The sequence below is a fragment of the Pseudidiomarina marina genome (assembly GCF_044807045.1).
GTDB lineage: Bacteria > Pseudomonadota > Gammaproteobacteria > Enterobacterales > Alteromonadaceae > Pseudidiomarina > Pseudidiomarina marina.
In genome coordinates this window covers 1,482,035-1,503,181 of record NZ_CP085233.1, presented here as the reverse complement: position 1 = coordinate 1,503,181, position 21,147 = coordinate 1,482,035, and the positions used below count along the sequence as shown (strand labels likewise).

Here is a 21,147-nt window from a genome sequence, read left to right as displayed (position 1 = left end):
TGTTATGTCGACTGCAACCGCAACAACCGGAACTAAAGCGGCTATGCCAAATATACCAACGCCAATAAGAGAAGCGCTTGAAGCGTTTTATGACGGTAAGCTGGCTGTGGCTGAAAAGCTCTGCCGACAGTGGTTGATGAATCAGCCCACCGATGTCAATGCTATTCGTCTGCTTGCCGATATTGGTATTCGATTAGGCCGCTTCGGCGATGCGCAAAACTTGCTAGAGCGAGCATTAGAGCTAGCTCCCGATTATCATCTTGCGCGTTTTAACTATGCCACCGCTCTGAGTCGCCAGACACAATACGAAAAAGCCATTAAAGAAATAAATCATCTAATCAAGCATGATGGCGAAAAACCAAATTATTTAATGCTCAAAGCATCCACCCTTGTACGTCTTGACCACTACCCTGAAGCTATCCGTATATACGAGCAACTTGTCGCACATAACTCACCGCAACCGAAACTCTACCTTAGCTATGGTCACGCGTTAAAAACTGTAGGACGCACCGACGAGGCGATTGCCGCTTATCGCCATGCCATAAAACTTGCACCGACCCTTGGCGAGGCCTACTGGTCATTAGCGAATTTAAAAACCAAACCATTAACGGATGCTGAAGTTGACGCGTTAGAGCAAGCCCTCAAGCAACCGCGCTTAACGCCTGAGGATGCCGCTCAATTGAGCTTTGCGTTGGGTAAAGCACTCGATGATCGCGGCGAGATTGATAAGGCCTTTAAACATTATTCAGAGGGTAACGAAGTGCGACGTCGCTTGGTGCAGTACAGTGCTGATGAGCATCAGCAACGCACCGAAGAAACAATGCGTACGTTTACAGCTGAATTTTTTGAAACGCGCCAAGGCGATGGCCATGATGATGACGCACCGATATTCATTGTGGGTTTGCCTCGCGCAGGTTCAACTCTCGTAGAGCAAATTCTCGCGAGTCACAGCCAAGTGGAAGGGACTCACGAACTACCGAACATTATCAATATGGCTCGCCGCTTAGGTGGCAAGAAGCGCCCTGCTGATCCTTCACGCTATCCGGAAATCTTAACCGAATTAAGTGCCGAAGAATTACAGAAACTCGGTCAAGAATATATTGAACAAACCCAACGTTACCGTTCTGGAAAGCCCTACTTTATTGACAAAATGCCCAACAATTTTGAGCACATTGGCCTGATTCACGCCATGTTACCTAACGCCAAAATTATTGATGCGCGACGCCACCCGGTCGCCTGCTGCTTGTCTGGCTTTCGCCAATACTTCGCCCGCGGTCAACGTTTCAGCTATAGCCTGAGCGACATTGGCCGGTATTACCGCGACTATGTGGCACTTATGGATCACTTTGACACGGTTCTGCCTAATCGTGTCTATCGTGTGCAGTACGAAAATATGGTGAACGACACCGAGATGGAGGTTCGACGATTATTAGACTATTGCGGTCTGCCATTCGAGGAGCAATGTTTGGCCTTTTATAAGAATAAACGTGCAGTAAAAACTGCCAGTAGCGAACAAGTTAGGCAACCGATTTTTACCAGCGGCATGACGTATTACCGCGATTATCTCCCCCACTTAGGGCCGCTCATCGACGCTTTAGGCGATGACGTATTAGCCCGTTACCCAATCCATAAATAATAACTAGAGGAATGCTTATGGCTACCCAAAAGAAACAGAACAATAACGGATGGTTTAAACGCCACCCGCTACATGTTGCTGTCTCATTTGTGCTTGCAAGTCACTTGCTACCTGCCTACGGGCAAGAAGTTGACTCGACGCAAGACCAAGCAGAACAACAAGTTGAAGAACGTTCAGGGCAAATTGAGCAAATTACGGTCACTGCAACCAAACAATCGAGCAATATGCAGAAAGTACCGCTTTCCGTTAATGCGCTTACCAATGAAACATTGGAAGACCTAAATATTCAGGGGTTTGAAGACTATATAAACTTCTTACCGACGGTGTCTTACCTTTCGTACTCACCTGGTCTAGCCCAAATTTACATGCGCGGCATTTCATCGGGCGGCGACGGTATCCACTCCGGTTCACAACCTAGTGTGGCGGTGTACTTAGATGAACAGCCAATTACCACCATCAATAACGTACTTGACGTTCACGTTTACGATGTTGCTCGTATCGAAACTTTGGCTGGTCCTCAAGGCACACTTTATGGCGCCAGTAGCCAAGCCGGTACCATGCGTATTATTACCAACCAGCCGGATAATACTTATTTTGATGCGGGCTTTGATGTACAAGCCAAAACCATCAAAGAAGGCGGCACGGGCTACACCTTTGAAGGTTTCGTGAACGTACCTATTAATGACGCTGCAGCTCTGCGTGTTGTTGCTTGGTATGACAAAGAGCCTGGCTACATTGATAACGTTTACTCGGAGCGACTATTCGCCGCTTCGGGAATTCGCATCAATAACGCTGATTTGGTTGAAGAAGACTTCAACGAAATCAATACCGAAGGCCTACGTGCCCTATTAAAAATTGATTTGAATGAAAACTGGAGCGTTACCCCAGGTATTACCGTTCAAAATTCAGACTCAACCGGTGTGTGGTCACATAATCCGGATAAACAAGGTGACTTGAAAACCGGCAGCTTTAACGATGAATTTACTGATGACGAATGGTACCAAGGTACCCTCACCGTAAACGGTAAAATTGGTGATCTCGATGTCGTGTACGCCGGTGCGATTATGGACCGTGATTACTACAACGAAACCGACTACAGTGCATATGCCGAGTACATGGAAGACCTGTACGCGGAATACGGTTACTACTGCTTGTATTACGATGACATGTACAACTGTATCAATCCAAACCAGTACATCAGTAGCGACGAAGCGTTCTCGAAGCAAAGCCATGAAATTCGTTTCTCATCGCCGCAAGACGAGCGCTTTCGCTGGATAGCAGGTGTGTTTTATCAGAAGCAAGAGCATGATTTTGACTTGCGCTGGGTTGTTCCCGAATATCCAACTACCGAAGACTATACGCCGATAGTTGGTGAACCTGTGGTTTGGGTAACCGACCAGTTACGTACTGACAAAGATATGGCAGTATTCGGTGAGGTTTCCTACGATATTACCGAAAAGCTCACTGTTACCGGCGGGTTACGTTTCTATGAACTAGAAAATAGCTTGCTTGGCTACTACGGTAACAATGGCTCTGATTACTGTGCGGCACAACCATGTCTTGATTATCCAAATTTAGACAAAGAAACCGATGAGAGTGGCAGCACTTGGAAAGCGAACGCCTCTTATGAAGTTACCGACGACGCCCTTGTTTACGTCACCTACTCGAAAGGTTTCCGTCCGGGTGGTACCAACCGAGCATTAACCGGAACGGTTGCGCCATCGTACAAGCAAGACTTTGTTTACAATCATGAATTTGGTTGGAAAACATCGTGGATGGATAATCGATTGCGATTCAATGGCGCCGCCTACTTCATGCGTTGGGATGATTTCCAATATGCGTTCCTAGACTATCAGGTATCGCCGATTACGTTGATTACCAATGTTGGTCAATCTGAAACCTTAGGTTTTGAGTTTGATACTGCGTTTGCAGCAACACCTGACTTGATGTTGAATTTCTCAGGTAGTTATAACGATGCGACCTTGCAGGAAGATTATTATCAAACCATCGACGACCGCGAGGCTGGCGTTATCAGCGCCCCGAAAGGCACGAAAATGCCATTAGTTCCGGAGTGGAAACTAACAGGTAGTGCACGTTACCACATGGAAGTTGCGGGTTTACCTGCTTACATGCAACTTGCAGCATCCTTTACGGGAGCAAGCTGGAACCTACTGGAAACCGACTGGCGTACCGAGCAAGATGCTTATACCCTGTTGAACTTCAGTGCTGGTTTCGAGCATGAAGATGGTTGGAATATGGAGTTCTTTATCAATAATATTACTGATGAACGGGCTCAGGTGCATATTCCATGGAGTTATGGTGTCGATAATCCGGAATACACCACAACGCCACGCAAGATGGGTATTCGATTTGGCTGGCGTTACTAAGTTAAATTGAGAGTACACCTAGGGTGGATTGAGTGTGGTCATGCACTCAATCCACTTTCTTGTTTTTATTGAGGTTACTTATGAAGTTTGCGAAATTATTAATTCCTTTTATGTTCGCCTCGCCATTGGTGTTAGCCGATCAGGTCGCGACTCTGGAACAAGAGGAAGTGCCTTTTCATCGCGCTGCTTTTGATTTGCTGAAGCAAAGTATTCCAATGCAGACCGTACCAGGTAAAGGCGAAGTGCCGCGCTATGCTGCATTAATCAAAGAAAATTTACTTAGTGCCGGCTTTTCTGACAAAGATGTCCAGATAATTCCGTATAAAGATACGGCAGCCATGCTCATTCGCTATCGTGGTGACGGTAGTAGTGGTAAAAAACCGATTCTTTTCTCCGCACACTTAGACGTGGTTCCAGCTGATTCCGATGATTGGGAACGTGACCCATTTACCCTGATTGAAGACGACACCTTCTACTATGGTCGCGGCACGAGCGATAATAAGTTTGATGTCGCGGTTATTACTGCAACATTTATGCGTTTGAAATCAGAAGGTTTTGTACCGAATCGTGATCTGGTTATAGCTTTTACCGGCGATGAAGAAACGGATATGGCAACAACAATGATGCTAACCCGTGATTACCGTGATGAAATTGATGCTGAATATGCCTTTGTCATTGACGGTGGCGGTGGTCTGCTTGACGATAACGGTAATGCCACTCAATTCATTGTGAACAGCGCCGAGAAAACCTATGCCACATTTACCGTGACCGCGCGCAATCCTGGCGGCCACAGCTCTGTTCCACGTCAAGATAATGCAATCTATGACCTTGCCCAAGCGCTGCAAAAGTTAGATGCATACGAATTTCCGGTTCGTTATAACGAGCTAACTCTGTCTTATTTTAAGCAGGCGGCGCAGTTTGAGGGCGGCGAATTGGGAGCAGCCATGCTCACATTTGCAGATGACACAACAAACAAAGAGGCATTGGCTAAGTTACGCAGTGAACCGACCATGATAGGAAACACGGGAACAACCTGTGTGCCCACAATGCTGGACGCAGGCCACGCTGAAAATGCGTTGCCGCAATCAGCTACGGCAACCATTAACTGTCGCATTTTTCCCGGAGTGTCTGTTGAAGAAACTTTGGCGCGATTGCAGCGAGTGATGGACAACCCCGCGCTTGAATGGAAAACCTTAGGTGAGCCAATTGCGAGCGATGCCTCGCCGTTGTTACCAGAGGTGTTCGCAGCTATCGAGAAGAATATTCGGGTTGATTATCCAGCTATTCCTGTGGTTCCTAAAATGGCGCCAGGTGCTTCAGATGCTTTGCATTTCCGTGCTGCAGGCATTCCAAGCTACACCATGACCGGCATTTTCTTACGCCCGGAAGATGAAATGTCTCACGGTCTCAATGAGCGCGTTACTAAATTTAGTCTGCCTCGCTCACTGACACTGTGGCACAACATGATAAAAACATTAGCCAGCGATACCGCTAATTAATCCGCAAGCTCTGGCTGTTGATTGATGATTGCAGCGCGCAAATCAGATGGTATTCCCGCTGCTTTGCGCGTTTCTTTATTGACAAACACTTGCGTCATTTGACCTTTGGCGAGCATTTCTCCCTGAGCATTTGTTAATTCAAATACGACGTCGGCACTGCTTGAACCTAGCCGACTGTAACCAACATGGCAGTGCACATCTTCATTCGCCTGACATTCTCGCAAGTAATCACACTGAATATTCACCATATAAATTAAACATGGTGCTTGCTGCGGATTCATTGCACTGTATCCAAGCTCTTCCATAAATTGGCACACTGCCTCATCGGCATAAACCAAGTAATTCGCAAAATACAAATGGCCTTGACTGTCGGTATCACTGAACCGCACCCGAATCACTTCGCAAAACGGCAACTCACTTGGTTTCACAGCCCTATCCTTCTGGTTTAATTTGAAGCACTTAACATAGCAAAAAGTGGGGTGCAGTCCAAGGACTGCACCCCACCTCTGCCGCATGTTAAACTGGGTGCATTGACTCAACAACAAGGTTGAAAACATGCCGTTTCGCCCAGAACACATCTACCAAGATTTATCGGATCAGTTATTCGCACCATGCGAAGCAACCCCGGTGCGAGCGCCGCAGTGGATAGCATTTAACGATGACTTGGCAGAGCAGTTGCAGATTCCACAAGAACTATGGGCAACAGACGAAGGTTTACAGGTATTTTCGGGTAATCAAACACCTGAATGGGCAGCACCGGCAGCTCTTGCGTACGCTGGGCATCAGTTTGCCAATTTTGTGCCACAACTTGGCGATGGCCGCGCACTGCTACTCACAGAAGTACTCGACAAGAACAATCAGCGCTTCGACATTCAGCTCAAAGGTTCAGGCCGCACGCCATATTCACGCGGCGGTGACGGTCGCTCGCCTATCGGGCCTGTAATTCGGGAGTACTTAGTCAGTGAAGCCATGCACAAGCTTAACGTGCCGACCACACGCGCATTAGCAGCTGTAGCCACCGGTGAATGGGTACAACGTGAAACGGCGCAGCCTGGCGCTATTTTGACGCGCGTGGCCAAAAGTCATCTAAGAGTAGGTACCGCGCAGTATGTGTTGCAGCTACGAGATTACAACCTGCTCAAGCGCTTCGCCGATTACGTCATTGACCGTCATTATCCTGAACTCAACAACAGCGAAACGCCTTATCTCGCACTACTTGAAAGCGTTCAAAATAACCAAGCAAAACTTATCGCCAAATGGATGAGCCTTGGTTTCATTCATGGCGTGATGAACACCGACAACATGACGCTTAGCGGCGAAACCATTGATTACGGCCCGTGTGCGTTCATGGAGGCGTATGAGCCTGCCACTAAATTCAGTTTTATTGATAAGCGCGGCCGCTATGCCTACCAAAATCAGCCCGCCATTGGGCTCTGGAACATCGCACGATTCGCCGAAACACTATTACCGTTAATTCACGATGACCCCGACACGGCGGTAACACAAGCCACAGCTATCATCGAAAAATTCCAAGAAACCTATGAAGCCTGTTACTGGCAGGAAATGAGCGCCAAGATTGGTGTCAGTGACATTAACGCCGCGAAGCCGCTTCTTGAGCGCTATTTAAACCTCATGCAAGCGCAGCAAATCGACTTCACTCAAGCGTTCCGCTTTTTAGGTGACCAAACGCCAGAGCGCGCGCAACGCCTATTCGAAAATAGCGATTCATGGCAGCTTTGGTTCAACGACTGGCGAGACGCGACTGATAACAGCCAACTTCATCAAGTGAACCCAGCATATATTCCGCGTAATCACTTAATCGAACAAGCCATTCAGGCGGCTTTAAACGATGGTGATTTAACCATTTTTAACCGCTTACAACGAATGCTTGCAGAGCCATTCACCGAACGTGAAGAATTTAGTGATTGGTTTGAACCAGCTCAAGCCGAACAAGCGGTCACGCAAACATTTTGCGGTACCTAACTCAACGAATTGTTAGCTTCATAATTGGCAAAATCATGAACAATTCAATATGCTTATCAAGGATAATAAAACAACGATAAAGGACGTTAACCTATGTCAGATTTCAATCACGAAACATCATCAGTTAATAATATTGCCGTGCAGCAATTGGCCGCCAATAAACAATACACCCAGATTATTTATATTCTGCAGTTGGTGTCATTAGTTTTTGGAATTACGGCGATTATTGGCGTGGTGATGAACTATGTGAAGTTAAGCGAAGTGCGCGGAACCTTTTTAGAGTCGCACTTCCGCTGGCAGATTCGTACCTTTTGGTTCATTTTACTGTGGACAATTATCGGCGGCATTTTATCGATGGTTGGTATTGGATTATTAATATTACTAGTGGCGGCTGTTTGGTACATCTATCGAGCAATTAAGGGTATCAATGCGTTGAATGGCAACCGGCCAATGTACTTTTAAATCATTGAAAACGAAGTGCAGATCAATCCTGCACTTCGCCCTCTAAGTAATACCAACGCCCGTCTTCACGCACAAAATGTGACTGCTCTTCCATCACGCCAATGTCGTCGTCGATTTGAAAATAAGCTTTGAAGTGCACGTAGCCCCGATTGCCGTGGGTACCGGTGGCAATCAGCTGTAGCTGCAACCATTGCGGGTTGTCATCTAACGAGAAATTCTTAGGTAAGGTGCTTGGATGCCAGCTTGTGGCAACATAATCAGCTAACCCGCGAGCATAAGCACTATAGCGCGAGCGCATTAGCTCTTCCGGCGTACGTGGCAGTGCTTTCCCTAAATGAAACGGCTCGCAACATTTAGCATATTTACCGCCACCGCATGGGCATTTTTTACCGAGTGGTTTATTCATAGGGCCACCCTTTCTTGCTGCGCGTACTACTTCCATTCGATGGTTTTTGCTCTGAACGTTTAGAGCCGCTCCTCTTACCTCGACCAGCCGATTCAGAACGAGTGCCGGCACCAGTGCGCTGTCCGCGTGTGTCGCGCCGTTGCTCGCTCCCTGCACCTGGCGGCCGCTGTGGTTTCGGCCGACGACTCTTATGCCCTTCAGGCGCTAAGCCGCTAGAATGTTCAATGGATGCCATGAGTTCACCGAGTTCGCGCTCGGTTAAATTACGCCATTGCCCAACCTGCAAAGCTCCTAAACGAATATTCATGATACGCGTACGTTCAAGCTTGCGAACTTCATAGCCAAAGTGCTCGCACATGCGGCGAATCTGACGGTTCATGCCTTCAATTAGCGTCAAACGAAAGACAAATGTTGATAGTTGTTCAACTTTACAACGTTTCGTCATGGTGCCAAGAATTGGCACACCGCTTGCCATACCACGAATAAAATCAGGTGTAATAGGACGATGAACGGTGACCACGTATTCTTTTTCGTGTTTATTACCAGCACGTAAGATCTTATTAACCAAGTCACCGTTGCTAGTCAGAAAAATCAGGCCTTGTGAATCTTTATCTAAGCGCCCAATCGGGAAGATCCGTTCTTTATGTCCAACAAACTTCTGAATGTTGTTACGCTCGGCTGAATCGGTTGTACTCACCACACCAACCGGCTTATTGAGTGCAATAAAGACAAACTTTTCTTTGTTCTGCGCCGCCACTAAGCGGCCATTGACTCGAACTTCGTCGCCAGCACCAACTTTATCGCCGACCACCGCTTTACGGCCATTCAGAGTAACTTGCCCTTGCTCAATAAATCGATCCGCTTCACGACGCGAACACATGCCGCTTTCGCTAATGAATTTGTTCAGGCGAACGGCTTCGCGTTGCTGAGGTTGGTTTGGCTGCATGGCTTTAAAATCACCTTGATAGACTGAATTCACCCGCGCAGTTTATCAGATTGTCAGCAAAATCATGAAACAAAAGACGAGTGTGTCTGCTAGCAGATAATGCATTGGAAATAGAAATCATCGCCATCCCTGGCGGTCAAGATTTAGAAACGTGGCTCTAGTCTTGTGGTACGCGTACCCAACCTTCCATGAGTACACGAGCACTACGGCTCATAATCGCCTTCGTGACCGTCCATTCACCGTTCACTTGCTTCGCTTCGGCACCAACACGCAAGGTGCCTGACGGATGACCAAAGACCACTTGGTTACGATCACCGCCACCAGCAGCTAAGTTCACCAACGTGCCAGGCACTGCTGCCGCTGTAGCGATTGCCACCGCTGCTGTACCCATCATGGCATGGTGTAATTTGCCCATCGACATAGCGCGAACTAGCAGGTCGATATCACCTGCGTTGATGGCTTTACCACTTGATGACACGTAATCAGCCGGCGGTGCAACAAACGCAATCTTCGGTGTATGCTGGCGTGACGCCGCTTCTTCAATGGATGAAATTAAGCCCATCTTCAGCGCGCCATGCGCACGCAACGTTTCAAACTTCAGTAGCGCATCGGCGTTTTCATTAATGGCGCCCTGCAATTCCGTACCGGTGTAGCCAATATCGGCAGCATTCACAAAAATCGTCGGAATGCCGGCATCGATGAAAGTCGCTTGTAACTTACCAAAACCTGGCACTTCAAATTCATCAACGACGTTGCCGGTTGGGAACATAGAACTGCCCTTCCCGCTCTCATCAGCGTCTTCATCTGAAGCTGGGTCCATAAATTCAACCTGTACTTCGGCTGCTGGGAACGTCACACCGTCCAGTTCAAAGTCACCAGTTTCTTGCACTTCACCGTTGGTGATCGGCACATGCGCAATAATGGTTTTCTGAATATTCGCTTGCCAGATACGCACCACACAGGTGCCATTATCAGGAACGCGTGAGGCATCAACCAACCCGTTACTAATGGCAAATGAGCCGACGGCTGCGGTTAAGTTGCCACAGTTACCGCTCCAATCAATAAATGGCTTATCAATCGACACTTGGCCAAATAAATAATCCACATCGTGGTCGGCACGTGAGCTCCGCGACAAAATCACCGTTTTACTGGTGCTTGACGTTGCGCCGCCCATACCGTCAGTGTGTTTGCCATAAGGATCAGGGCTACCAATCACGCGTAATAGGAGTTTATCGCGAGCGGGGCCTGGCGTTTGCGCCGCCAAAGGCAAATCGTCGAGTTTAAAAAACACCCCTTTTGAGGTGCCGCCACGCATATACGTGGCGGCAATTTTCAGTTGTGGAGGAAAAGCCATGGCGATTATACCTCACCCGCTAAAAAGTCTTGTGCGAAACGTTGAAGCACACCACCGGCTGAGTAAATTGACACTTCTTCGGCGGTATCCAAACGGCACTTGGTTGGCACTTTAACGGTTTCACCATTGACGCGATGAATCACTAATGTCATCACGGCACCTGGCTTCACGTCACCTTCAACATCAAAAGTTTCGGTACCATCAATGTTTAATGTTTTACGGGTGGTACCCGCTTCAAATTCAAGCGGTAACACACCCATACCAATTAGGTTGGTGCGGTGAATACGCTCGAAGCCTTCGGCAACAATACATTCAACCCCAGCAAGACGAACACCTTTGGCAGCCCAGTCACGTGATGAACCTTGGCCGTAATCAGCACCCGCCACAATAATCAACGGTTGCTTGCGCTCCATGTAGGTTTCAATCGCTTCCCACATGCGCATGACTTTGCCTTCTGGTTCAACACGCGCCAACGAGCCTTGAATCACTTCACCGTCGTCGTTCAATACCATTTCGTTGAACAATTTCGGGTTAGCAAAGGTCGCGCGTTGCGCCGTCAAATGGTCGCCGCGATGCGTGGCGTAGCTATTGAAATCTTCTTCTGGTAAGCCCATTTTTGCCAAGTACTCGCCAGCCGCACTGTCTGCCAAAATTGCGTTTGAAGGCGACAAGTGATCGGTGGTGATGTTATCACCAAGTACCGCTAATGGACGCAGGCCTTTTAGGCTGTTACCCGAAGCAAATGAGCCTTCCCAGTATGGTGGACGGCGAATATAAGTGCTCTGCGGACGCCAGTTGTACAGCGGATCGGTTTTCTCACCATAATCCACATCAATGCTAAACATTGGGTCATACACTGTGCGGAACTGCTCCGGTTTCACCGCTTGTTTCACAATCGCATCAATTTCTTCATCGCTTGGCCAGATATCTTTTAAGGTGACGGGGTTACCATCGTGATCAAAGCCCAACACGTCTTTTTCAATATCAAAACGAATGGTACCCGCAATGGCATAAGCTACAACTAATGGTGGTGATGCCAAGAATGCTTGCTTCGCATACGGATGAATCCGACCATCAAAGTTACGATTACCTGAAAGTACTGCGGTTGAGAATAAATCACGCTCAATAATTTCTTTTTGAATTTTCGGATCTAGCGCGCCACTCATCCCGTTACAGGTGGTACACGCAAAACCAACCACACCAAAACCTAAATTCTCAAGTTCAGGTAGGAGTTCGGCGTCTTCAAGGTACATTTTTACAGTTTTCGAACCTGGTGCCAGCGAGGTTTTAACCCATGGTTTGCGGGTTAATCCCAGTTTATTCGCGTTACGCGCAATCAAGCCCGCAGCAATCATGTTGCGTGGGTTACTGGTATTCGTACAACTTGTGATGGCTGCAATGATCACGGCACCATCAGGCATCAAACCGTTCTCTGGTTGCTCAATGTGTTTCGCAATACCACGTGAACTCAGTTCGGCTGCCGGTAATAAGGCGTGCGGATTCGAAGGGCCAGCTAAGTTACGTTCAACTTTTGACAAATCAAAGGTTAATACACGTTCATATTCAGCACCTTTCATGCTGTCAGCCCATAAGCCTGTGTGCTTAGCGTACTTCTCAACCAGTTCAACTTGCTTGTCATCACGACCGGTTAACTTCAAGTAGTCAATGGTCTGCTGATCAATATAGAACATGGCCGCGGTGGCACCGTATTCTGGCGTCATATTTGAAATCGTCGCACGATCACCAACTGACAAGGCATCGGCTCCCTCGCCAAAGAATTCCAAGTACGCACCAACCACGCGCTCTTTACGCAAGAAATGTGTAATCGCTAAGACTAAGTCTGTACCCGTGATGCCCGGTTTCAATTTACCGGTTAATTCAACACCGATGATATCTGGCAGGCGCATGTAAGAAGCACGACCCAACATCACGCTCTCGGCTTCTAACCCACCAACACCCACGGAGATAACACCAAGCGCATCAACCATTGGCGTGTGGCTATCAGTACCCACACAAGTATCTGGAAATGCCACGTTGTCACGTATTTGCACCACTGGAGACATTTTCTCAAGGTTGATTTGGTGCATGATGCCATTACCTGGCGGAATCACATCCACGTTTTTAAACGCAGTCTTTGTCCAATTAATGAAATGAAAGCGGTCGTCGTTACGACGGTCTTCGATGTCACGGTTTTTCTCAAAGGCGTCTTTTTCAAAACCCGCATGCTCAACCGCCAGCGAGTGGTCGACAATCAACTGAGTTGGCACCACTGGGTTTACTTTTGCAGGGTCGCCGCCTTTAGCAGCGATAGCATCACGTAAACCTGCTAGGTCAACTAATGCGGTTTGACCAAGGATATCGTGACAAACCACGCGCGCTGGATACCATGGAAAATCTAAGTCACGTTTGCGCTCAACAATTTGCGTTAAACACGCTGTTAAATCTTCCGGATTACAGCGACGCACTAACTGTTCAGCTAAAATTTTTGAGGTGTATGGCAGGCCGTCATATGCGCCTGGCTTTATCGCTTCTACCGCGGCACGTGTATCGTAATACTGTAACGTGGTGCCCGGGAGCGGTTTACGAAATTCGGTATTCATGGCTATGCCCCTTCATTAACATCAGTGTTTTCTATCGGAAAGCCAAAAAGAGGCACCGAAGTGCCTCTTTTTCATCTGCTTAGCGGTCTTCCAAAGCAGGTACTGGACGCGGTGCCGGACCGATATAGTCGGCACTTGGGCGAATAATGCGGTTATTCGCGCGCTGCTCCTTCACGTGCGCAGTCCAACCGGTGACACGCGACATCACGAAAATGGGCGTAAACAACTTGGTTGGAATGCCCATGTAGTGATAAGCCGAAGCATGGAAAAAGTCGGCGTTCGGGAACAGTTTCTTCTCACGCCACATCACTTCTTCACAACGCACAGATACATCATATAAACGGCTATCACCAAATTCCTTCGAAAGCTTCTCAGACCATTCTTTGATGATATCGTTACGCGGATCGAATTCACGGTAAATCGCATGCCCGAAGCCCATGATCTTCTCTTTACGCTCAAGCATGCCCATTAACGTCTTCTCAGCATCATCGGCATCTTTCATGTTTTCAATCAATTCCATGGCCGCTTCGTTCGCACCGCCATGCAATGGACCACGCAATGAACCAATTGCGCCGGTTACACATGAGAAAATGTCTGACAAGGTTGAAGCACAGACGCGCGCAGTGAAAGTTGACGCGTTAAACTCGTGCTCTGCATAAAGAATCAGCGAGGTGTTCATTACATCAGTGTGCAACTTCGATGGTGCTTTATCATGCAATAAATGCAAGAAGTGCGCGCCAATTGAATCGTCGTCGGTTTGCGTCTCGATACGCTTGCCTTCATGGCTAAAGCGATACCAGTACAGCAAGATGCTTGGGAAAGCTGCCAACATGCGCTCAATTTTCGCATCCGCTTGGCTGAAATCTTCTTCTGGCTCAATGTTGCCTAAGAACGAACAACCGGTACGCATTACATCCATCGGGTGCGCATCAGCTGGAATGCGCTCAAGCACATCTTTCAGTTCTTGTGGCAAACCACGCTGCTTTTTCAAGCGTGCTTTATAGTCAGCCAGTTGCTTTTTATTCGGTAACTCACCGTGCGACAACAAGTAAGCCACTTCTTCAAAACTCACTTTGTCAGCTAATTCTTTAATGTCATAACCGTAATAGGTTAGGCCTGAACCGCTTTTACCAACGGTACATAGTGCTGTTTCGCCTGCGACTTGTCCGCGCAAACCCGCGCCTGTTAATTTCTTATCAACCATCTCTAACTCCTTAATTGAAAATCTTAAGGCGATATTAGCTATTCGATATTTGATATTAGCGACTCGTTTTTCCCAATATCCAATATCTATTATCTAATAGCGCTTTTGTTCTTATTTCTTGAATAACTGATCGAGTTTGTCTTCGAACGCGTGATAATTCAGGAAGTCATACAACTCCGCGCGCGTTTGCATACTATCGACAACATCTTTCTGGTGACCGTTCGCCAAAATGCTCTCATAAACGTTGAGAGCCGCTTTGTTCATGGCGCGGAAGGCGCTTAACGGATACAACACCAGCTCAATGCCAACTTCGGCTAACTCGTCTTTGCTAAACAATGGCGTAGCACCAAACTCGGTGATATTCGCAAGTACTGGCACATCAAGTGCTTTGGTAAACGCTTGATAGTGTTCCAAGGTGTGAACCGCTTCTGCGAAAATAGCGTCTGCACCGGCTTCAACACAGGCTTGTGCGCGCTCAATGGCCGCTTCTAAACCTTCCTGTTGGAACGCATCGGTGCGCGCCATAATGAAAAATTGATCGTCAATGCGTGCGTCTACAGCAGCTTTCACGCGATCAACCATTTCGGCTTGCGAGACAATTTCTTTGTTCGGGCGATGGCCGCAACGCTTCTGCGCAACTTGGTCTTCAATATGGAAGCCTGCAGCGCCAGCGCGAGTCATTTCTTTAACGGTGCGGGCAATGTTGAATGCCCCGCCCCAACCGGTATCTGCGTCCACCAACAATGGCACATCAGTCGCGCCAGTGATGCGGCGAATATCTTCACATACGTCATTTAATGAGGTCATGCCCAAATCAGGCAAACCAAACGATGCATTCGCAACACCTGCACCAGACAAGTATAGCGCTTGGTGACCTACACGCTCAGCCATCATTGCAGTATAAGCGTTAATGGTTCCGACAATTTGCAGTGGCTTATTGTCAGCAATAGCTTGGCGGAATTTTGCACCCGCACTGTGAACTTGTGTCATGTTACTTCCCCAATTGTTGCAGTTTTAATTCGATATTACCGCGCGAGGCGGCAATGTGGCGGCGCATCAACAGATCCGCCAATTCGCCATCGCGATTGGCAATGGCATTGATAATTGCTTTGTGCTCATCGAAGGCTCGTGAAACGCGCGGGCCGTTCATACCGAGCTGAACACGGTACATGCGTACAAGGAAATAAAGTTCGTCGCACAGCATATTAATCAGATATGGGTTTTTACTGCCGAGGATAATTCGGTAATGAAAATCTAAATCGCCAGCTTCTTGATAATAGCTCTCGCCTTCGCGTACACGCTGAGTCGTTAAATGTTGGTCAAGCAGGCCGCGTAATTGTTCAATTTCATGATCGTCCATATTTTCCGCCGCCAGTCGACACGCTAACCCCTCGAGTTCTTCACGAATTTGATAGAGTGCACGAAGACCTTCAGTGGAAAGTTTCACTACTCGCGCGCCCGCATTCGGAATACGCTCAATCAGATGACAGCGCTCTAAACGTGCCATCGCTTCGCGCAAAGGGGCGCGACTCACGTTGAATTTGCGCGCCAGTTCAGGCTCGCTAATCTTACTACCCGAGGCTATTTCGCCTTCCACGATAGTCCGCTGCATCTCAAGCAGAAGTCGATCGGATGAAGTGACGGGCGACCGCCATAATGGGCTTTGAGGTGAATTCGTCATGATTGTCGACATATTTTATGAACCGCGTGAATGATACGCTTATTCTCAACGAATTCCAAGTGAGAACGCGCCGCTATTGTCGACAATTTATTTTTTTAAACTGTGTACTCTATTTTCCCGTACTATGGGAGTATCAATGGGTAAAAACCGAAAAAATTAAAATAAAGAGCGTCGATAATTTTATGGAACTATTTTTCGATTTAGGACAAGCAAATCAGCCGCTCGTCATCGGGCATCATAATTGGCTACTTGTCCTATTATCTTATGCTATCGCATTGCTTGGTGCTTACACATCCCTGTTGACGCTCACGCGAGCAAGTTCTTATAAACAACCGCGGTTTCGCCATATTTGGTTAATCGTCAGTGCAGTTATCGCTGGGCTTGCCGTTTGGAGTATGCATTTTATTGGCATGCTGGCATTTGAAATTCCATTAGAAATCTCTCATCACGTCGGATTAACCTTTGCTTCTGTGGTACCGGCAGTTATTGCGAATTGGTTCGCCCTCAAAACACAAGTCTCTCAACATGCCCCCTACACCGCTTCAATTTGGACAACCCTAATTGCCGGGTTAGTTTTAGGTTTTGGTATTGGTGCTATGCACTATGTTGGTATGGCTGCCATGCGATTTGACGGTATTTTGCTCTATAACGTGACATGGTTTTCAATTTCAATCGCGGTCGCTTTGGCTCTCGGGGTGATTGCAATGTTGACTTATCGCGTGATGAATCGATGGTCACGGGATACTGAAACCAAACGCTTGTTAAGTCGCGTTATTTCGGCGGCCATCATAGCCCTTGCAATCAGTGGCATGCATTACACAGCAATGTTCGCGGCGCGCTTTTATGGTGTGTCGGAAGTGAACGGTCAATTTCAACACGCTCATTGGCTTGCTTACTTCATCGGTATTTGTGCTGCGATAGCAATCCTTGTCGCAGTATTTGGCACCTTTGTCGATAAGCGCCTTTATGCGCAGGCTAAATCACAAAAAGAAGCGCGTTCGATCATTCACAATTTAGCCACACGCGACAGCTTAACAGGCTTAGCGAATCGCCAAATGCTCATCGAACATCTTGAAGGAATTGCTAACGCAACACATGCTCTCGCAATCTTTGATCTCAATAAATTCAAGGCGCTAAATAATACGTTCGGAGCAAGTAATGGCGATTTAGTGTTGCAACAAGTTGCCGATAGATTACAAAATTATCTGTACAATCGGGTCGACAAAAAATGCTTTGTTGCGCGTCTAGCTGGCAATGAATTTGCTGTGGTGCTGCCTTGTTCAGCTAGCTCCGACCAAGATCGAACAAAAGCGGAGACATTTGCGCTGATCAAATCCATTCAAGCCTTACTTGAGCAACCCTATAAACTTGGCCACTTTACCCATCTATTAACCGTATCTGTTGGCGTCACCCGATTTGATAAAACTAGTTTACCCGATTCAATTTTGGGGGAAGCGAGTTTGGCATTGGCTCACGCTAAACTAAATCATCACCGTAGCGGAGTTGAAGTTTTTCAAGCTAGTATGGCTGAACAGGCGAAACAGCAGACAAAACTCGAGAACGAGTTGCGTAACGCACTATCCAAAAACGAACTGCAATTGTTCTTGCAGCCTCAAGTCAATCATGAAGATAGAATCGTTGGTGCAGAAGCCTTATTGCGTTGGTATCACCCAGAGCAAGGCTGGATTTCACCTGCAGCGTTCATTCCAATTGCCGAAGATTCTGGACTCATCATTGAAATTGGTGATTGGATTATCCAGCAGGCGTGCGAAATTTTGAAAAATTGGGGTCATCGTGCGCATACTGCGTCATTAACACTTGCCATCAACGTAAGCGGTCGCCAATTTCAACAACCGGACTTTGTCGAGAAACTGTGCAACGCACTTAAACATCACGGTATCAAAGCTCAAAACCTAAAGCTTGAAATAACGGAAAGTCTCATGCTTCATGATATTGAAATTGTGGCTGAGAAAATGCATGAGCTCACAAGGGTTGGCGTACAGTTTGCTATTGACGATTTCGGTACCGGCTACTCATCGCTTCTATATCTAGCCGAGTTGCCGTTTGAAACATTAAAGATTGATGTTCAGTTCGTGCGCGATATGCTTCATCAGAATTCAACAGCTTCAATTGTGCAGGCAATCATACAATTAGCACAAAGTTTAAATCTGTCGGTTATCGCTGAAGGTGTTGAAGAACCAGAGCAACGCCAGTTCCTAAGTAAGTTAGGCTGTCATACCTATCAAGGTTACTTATTTGGTCGTCCGGTTGCTGTTAACGATTTTAATTCGTTAGTAAATAGCGTTAAAACACCGTAACTTTTAATTGGTGCTTTTTATCGTATTGCACCATGTAGCCAACGGTACGATTCAACTCGGTGTTAGCGTATGCATCATGTACTTCGACCTTCGCCGAACACAATACCTCACCGGTTGCATAATTTGTTCGCAATGTCGTGACACCAACCATCGTTAATTCAACATGACTCGGTAACTTTACTGAAATTAACTGACGAATTTCACGTTTAGCTTGTGCCGCATCACAGGAGGGACTTAGCTCACTACAACTCGTGAACAAAAAACAGCTTGCACCGATTATTACAAAGCGAATTGTGCTCAAAATTGCCCCTTCTAATGCGGCTAAGTTAAAAGGAATCCCTTCCTGACCACCTATCCCTGAAGTATCTATCGGGAGATAGATAACATTTTATAAACATTTAAATATGTAAATTGACTTTGAATAGAATAGAAAGCTCTCGAGCGAAACGCAATATAACATTCGCTAGTAAGCGTAAATTATCTGACGAAGAGAGGCTTATTGCTCAGCAAGTTCCGTTTTGCTTTGCTTGGTAATCGGCGTGAAGTCATTGTGTTGGAACACATCGTTTAGTATGGACTGCTCCATAAAGCTCCGCATTCCCGATTTACATGGGAAACGAATAATAAGATGAATTTCACCGGCGGCTGGCACTGAGATAGTGACACGAGGGTCTGCAGATGGCACGTCGATACCGCGATGATCACTCATCCGCTGCATATAACGGCGAGCTTGTTCAACATAGTCGGCGCAGTGACGGTTAGCTGACTCTAACAAAGCTGATTGCGCGGCGTGCCAGTTGTCCTCACGTTTGAACGGTACGGTGAATACATGAAGTACGAAGTCGTGTGTATAGCTTTCATTTACCACAGGTTCAGAAACAAATAACGAGTTGGGAATGGCGATCATTCGCCCTGTACGTTGATGTGAGTGCTTGCCTGGCCCTACTTCCAAAATAGTTGTGGTTAATAGGTTTTGATCGATCACATCACCACGAAACTCTTTAATTTGAATACGATCACCAATACTAAATGCACTGCCCCCTGATTTAACTAGGCTTCCAGTCAAACACATAATAAGTTCTTTGGTAGCCACCACAAAAGCTACTGCTATCGCAACGATACCAAGCGCTAGGGTACGCAGTTCTTCCGCCCAAATCAGCATCAGACCGATAACCATTAACAACAATAATGCATTACGCGTTTGTACGAACCAACGGCGACGCAAATCAGTTGAACGAACGCTCTTGCGGATAAATTTTGACAATATGGCACGAATGATCACTATCGCTGTCACCAGTATCAGAGTGGCGATAATCGGGCGTAGTAGCTGCTCAGAAAACTGAAATTCGTTAAACAAATTTGTCAATGTATCCGTATACATAGGTTGGCCTAGTCGGTTTTAATTTTTATGACGAATATCTTACACCAGATTGGTAAATATTCCGTCAGTCCCTCGAGTAAAAATGATGTATATGCTATCTTTTATAGCCCAACATGAGGAGTAACTGTATGTCTATTAAAAATATTTTGTTAACTGGTTTATGTACAGCCGCGTTATTTACTACAACGGTTACCCAAACGGCACGCGCTGATACTTGGCAACTTGACAGTGAAAGCTCTGTACTCAACTTTGTATCGGTTAAAAATGATCATGTGGCAGAAACTCATCGTTTTACCGATTTACAGGGCTCCTGGGAGGATAACCAGGTTAGCATTGAAATTCCTGTGGTTAGCTTAGATACCCAAATTCCTATTCGAAACGAACGAATGCTCGAGCATTTATTCCAATCGACCGAATATTCAGTGGTTACTGCGACAGCAAAATTAGAAGATGATGTGTTGATGGCAATGTCAATCGGCGATTCTGTACCGATTGCTGTTGAACTCGATGTGTATATCGCCGGCGAGAGCGAAAACGTCAGTTCCTATTTGCAGGTAACGCGTCTTGCTACGGATCGATTTCTAGCGACGACAACGCAGCCTGTTATTATTGATGCCAAAGCATTTAATCTAGTTGCTGGTATCGACAAACTGCGCGAGATTGCAGGGCTTTCTCGCATCGATTACAGCGTTCCAGTAACCTTTAGCGTACAGTTTACGCAATAATGGCGGCAGCTGTTCGCCCGGCTACAGCAACCGATGTAGCGCAACTTGCAGCCCTCGAAAGCAACACTTATGCGGACGAGGGCTACCCTGCTCCGCTGTTTTATCAAGCCTTGGCGCAATGGCCGCAATGGTTTCTTGTCGCTGAAAGCGACAACATCGTTGTCGGTTACGTTTTGGCCGCGCCAGGCTCGGATAAAACCTTATGGATTATGTCGGTACTCGTCGACAAAGTAGCTCGCGGACAAGGTGTTGGACGACAACTAATGCAGTCGCTCATTGCTAATGTACACAACCATACGCGTGAATTTTCTCGATTAGCGTTAACCGTCTCTCCTAATAACCACGGCGCTATTCATTTGTATCGCCAATTAGGCTTCAAAGATATTAAACAAATCAATGATTTTATGGGACCTAGCCAACATCGTTTATTAATGCACTACGATGCCTGTTGACGGTGAGATTAAAACTCTCCTATAGTGGCTTCATAATAATTTAATAAAAATGTAAGGCACGAAGTCTCTTGTCGAAAATACGGATCAACCCTTTTGTTGTTTCGGCAACACTA

General features: G+C 46.8%; 18 protein-coding genes. 8 read left to right on the top strand and 10 right to left on the bottom strand.

The window, feature by feature from the left end:
- Positions 1 to 4 precede the first annotated feature (4 nt).
- The 3 genes from LG272_RS07065 (at position 5) to LG272_RS07055 (ending at position 5,522) form a co-directional block, all read left to right on the top strand.
- The gene (locus LG272_RS07065; RefSeq protein WP_404407565.1) at positions 5 to 1,636 is read left to right on the top strand and encodes a sulfotransferase; all 1,632 of its coding nucleotides are present in this window, start codon (positions 5 to 7) and stop codon (positions 1,634 to 1,636) included.
- A 17-nt stretch (positions 1,637 to 1,653) separates the two neighbouring features.
- On the top strand, positions 1,654 to 4,023 hold the full coding sequence (locus LG272_RS07060; protein WP_404407563.1) for a TonB-dependent receptor: 2,370 nt from the start codon (positions 1,654 to 1,656) through the stop codon (positions 4,021 to 4,023).
- 80 nt (positions 4,024 to 4,103) lie between these two features.
- A complete protein-coding gene (locus LG272_RS07055; protein WP_404407562.1) occupies positions 4,104 to 5,522 on the top strand; it encodes a M20/M25/M40 family metallo-hydrolase in 1,419 nt (472 codons plus the stop codon).
- On the opposite strand, the gene LG272_RS07050 is transcribed toward LG272_RS07055, so the two are convergent.
- Positions 5,519 to 5,950 (bottom strand): acyl-CoA thioesterase, encoded by a 432-nt coding sequence (locus LG272_RS07050; protein ID WP_404407560.1) that lies wholly within the window; start codon positions 5,948 to 5,950, stop codon positions 5,519 to 5,521. The genes LG272_RS07055 and LG272_RS07050 overlap by 4 nt on opposite strands.
- 127 nt (positions 5,951 to 6,077) lie before the next feature.
- Here LG272_RS07050 and LG272_RS07045 point away from each other — a divergent pair, with 127 nt between their 5' ends.
- Both LG272_RS07045 and LG272_RS07040 read left to right on the top strand, forming a co-directional pair.
- Positions 6,078 to 7,505 (top strand): YdiU family protein, encoded by a 1,428-nt coding sequence (locus tag LG272_RS07045; RefSeq protein ID WP_404407558.1) that lies wholly within the window; start codon positions 6,078 to 6,080, stop codon positions 7,503 to 7,505.
- Between the two features lie 93 nt (positions 7,506 to 7,598).
- Complete coding sequence (locus LG272_RS07040) at positions 7,599 to 7,967, top strand: DUF4870 family protein (RefSeq protein ID WP_404407556.1); 369 nt, start codon at positions 7,599 to 7,601, stop codon at positions 7,965 to 7,967.
- Between the two features lie 22 nt (positions 7,968 to 7,989).
- Here LG272_RS07040 and LG272_RS07035 read toward each other — a convergent pair whose 3' ends face one another.
- From LG272_RS07035 to LG272_RS07005, 7 genes are all read right to left on the bottom strand, one after another.
- Entirely contained in the window at positions 7,990 to 8,373 is a 384-nt protein-coding gene (locus tag LG272_RS07035) for a YchJ family protein (protein ID WP_126758636.1), read from the bottom strand.
- Positions 8,366 to 9,319 carry a 23S rRNA pseudouridine(2604) synthase RluF gene (rluF, locus tag LG272_RS07030; RefSeq protein ID WP_404407554.1) on the bottom strand — a complete coding sequence of 318 codons (954 nt, stop codon included), beginning with the start codon at positions 9,317 to 9,319 and terminating at the stop codon, positions 8,366 to 8,368. The genes LG272_RS07035 and rluF overlap by 8 nt, the downstream gene beginning before the upstream one ends.
- A 157-nt stretch (positions 9,320 to 9,476) precedes the next feature.
- A complete protein-coding gene (prpF, locus tag LG272_RS07025; protein WP_404407552.1) occupies positions 9,477 to 10,673 on the bottom strand; it encodes a 2-methylaconitate cis-trans isomerase PrpF in 1,197 nt (398 codons plus the stop codon).
- A 5-nt stretch (positions 10,674 to 10,678) separates the two neighbouring features.
- Positions 10,679 to 13,273, bottom strand: coding sequence for a Fe/S-dependent 2-methylisocitrate dehydratase AcnD (gene acnD, locus LG272_RS07020; RefSeq protein ID WP_404407550.1), 2,595 nt, complete (start codon positions 13,271 to 13,273; stop codon positions 10,679 to 10,681).
- A gap of 79 nt (positions 13,274 to 13,352) precedes the next feature.
- Entirely contained in the window at positions 13,353 to 14,477 is a 1,125-nt protein-coding gene (prpC, locus tag LG272_RS07015; RefSeq protein WP_126758632.1) for a 2-methylcitrate synthase, read from the bottom strand.
- A 111-nt stretch (positions 14,478 to 14,588) separates the two neighbouring features.
- The gene (gene prpB, locus LG272_RS07010; RefSeq protein WP_404407548.1) at positions 14,589 to 15,467 is read right to left on the bottom strand and encodes a methylisocitrate lyase; all 879 of its coding nucleotides are present in this window, start codon (positions 15,465 to 15,467) and stop codon (positions 14,589 to 14,591) included.
- A 1-nt stretch (position 15,468) separates the two neighbouring features.
- Entirely contained in the window at positions 15,469 to 16,170 is a 702-nt protein-coding gene (locus LG272_RS07005; RefSeq protein WP_404407546.1) for a GntR family transcriptional regulator, read from the bottom strand.
- 170 nt (positions 16,171 to 16,340) lie between these two features.
- Here LG272_RS07005 and LG272_RS07000 point away from each other — a divergent pair, with 170 nt between their 5' ends.
- Positions 16,341 to 18,476 (top strand): putative bifunctional diguanylate cyclase/phosphodiesterase, encoded by a 2,136-nt coding sequence (locus LG272_RS07000; RefSeq protein WP_404407544.1) that lies wholly within the window; start codon positions 16,341 to 16,343, stop codon positions 18,474 to 18,476.
- Here LG272_RS07000 and LG272_RS06995 read toward each other — a convergent pair.
- Together LG272_RS06995 and LG272_RS06990 are read right to left on the bottom strand one after the other, a co-directional pair.
- Positions 18,463 to 18,777 carry a hypothetical protein gene (locus tag LG272_RS06995; RefSeq protein WP_404407542.1) on the bottom strand — a complete coding sequence of 105 codons (315 nt, stop codon included), beginning with the start codon at positions 18,775 to 18,777 and terminating at the stop codon, positions 18,463 to 18,465. The two genes, LG272_RS07000 and LG272_RS06995, sit on opposite strands and share 14 nt — an antisense overlap.
- Before the next feature lie 195 nt (positions 18,778 to 18,972).
- The gene (locus tag LG272_RS06990) at positions 18,973 to 19,857 is read right to left on the bottom strand and encodes a mechanosensitive ion channel domain-containing protein (protein ID WP_404407540.1); all 885 of its coding nucleotides are present in this window, start codon (positions 19,855 to 19,857) and stop codon (positions 18,973 to 18,975) included.
- Positions 19,858 to 19,985: 128 nt separating this feature from the next.
- Here LG272_RS06990 and LG272_RS06985 point away from each other — a divergent pair, with 128 nt between their 5' ends.
- Complete coding sequence (locus LG272_RS06985; protein ID WP_404407538.1) at positions 19,986 to 20,582, top strand: YceI family protein; 597 nt, start codon at positions 19,986 to 19,988, stop codon at positions 20,580 to 20,582.
- The gene (locus tag LG272_RS06980) at positions 20,582 to 21,034 is read left to right on the top strand and encodes a GNAT family N-acetyltransferase (protein WP_404407536.1); all 453 of its coding nucleotides are present in this window, start codon (positions 20,582 to 20,584) and stop codon (positions 21,032 to 21,034) included. Before LG272_RS06985 ends, LG272_RS06980 begins: the two co-directional genes overlap by 1 nt.
- The last annotated feature ends 113 nt before the right edge of the window (positions 21,035 to 21,147 follow it).

What these genes read in the sequence shown, in the direction of transcription:
- LG272_RS07065 (WP_404407565.1), top strand. Translation starts at nt 5, where the DNA reads ATGTCGACTGCAACCGCAACAACCGGAACTAAAGCGGCTATGCCAAAT.
- LG272_RS07060 (WP_404407563.1), top strand. Translation starts at nt 1,654, where the DNA reads ATGGCTACCCAAAAGAAACAGAACAATAACGGATGGTTTAAACGCCAC.
- LG272_RS07055 (WP_404407562.1), top strand. Translation starts at nt 4,104, where the DNA reads ATGAAGTTTGCGAAATTATTAATTCCTTTTATGTTCGCCTCGCCATTG.
- LG272_RS07045 (WP_404407558.1), top strand. Translation starts at nt 6,078, where the DNA reads ATGCCGTTTCGCCCAGAACACATCTACCAAGATTTATCGGATCAGTTA.
- LG272_RS07040 (WP_404407556.1), top strand. Translation starts at nt 7,599, where the DNA reads ATGTCAGATTTCAATCACGAAACATCATCAGTTAATAATATTGCCGTG.
- LG272_RS07035 (WP_126758636.1), bottom strand. Translation starts at nt 8,373, where the DNA reads ATGAATAAACCACTCGGTAAAAAATGCCCATGCGGTGGCGGTAAATAT.
- rluF (WP_404407554.1), bottom strand. Translation starts at nt 9,319, where the DNA reads ATGCAGCCAAACCAACCTCAGCAACGCGAAGCCGTTCGCCTGAACAAA.
- prpF (WP_404407552.1), bottom strand. Translation starts at nt 10,673, where the DNA reads ATGGCTTTTCCTCCACAACTGAAAATTGCCGCCACGTATATGCGTGGC.
- acnD (WP_404407550.1), bottom strand. Translation starts at nt 13,273, where the DNA reads ATGAATACCGAATTTCGTAAACCGCTCCCGGGCACCACGTTACAGTAT.
- prpC (WP_126758632.1), bottom strand. Translation starts at nt 14,477, where the DNA reads ATGGTTGATAAGAAATTAACAGGCGCGGGTTTGCGCGGACAAGTCGCA.
- prpB (WP_404407548.1), bottom strand. Translation starts at nt 15,467, where the DNA reads ATGACACAAGTTCACAGTGCGGGTGCAAAATTCCGCCAAGCTATTGCT.
- LG272_RS07005 (WP_404407546.1), bottom strand. Translation starts at nt 16,170, where the DNA reads ATGTCGACAATCATGACGAATTCACCTCAAAGCCCATTATGGCGGTCG.
- LG272_RS07000 (WP_404407544.1), top strand. Translation starts at nt 16,341, where the DNA reads ATGGAACTATTTTTCGATTTAGGACAAGCAAATCAGCCGCTCGTCATC.
- LG272_RS06990 (WP_404407540.1), bottom strand. Translation starts at nt 19,857, where the DNA reads ATGTATACGGATACATTGACAAATTTGTTTAACGAATTTCAGTTTTCT.
- LG272_RS06985 (WP_404407538.1), top strand. Translation starts at nt 19,986, where the DNA reads ATGTCTATTAAAAATATTTTGTTAACTGGTTTATGTACAGCCGCGTTA.
- LG272_RS06980 (WP_404407536.1), top strand. Translation starts at nt 20,582, where the DNA reads ATGGCGGCAGCTGTTCGCCCGGCTACAGCAACCGATGTAGCGCAACTT.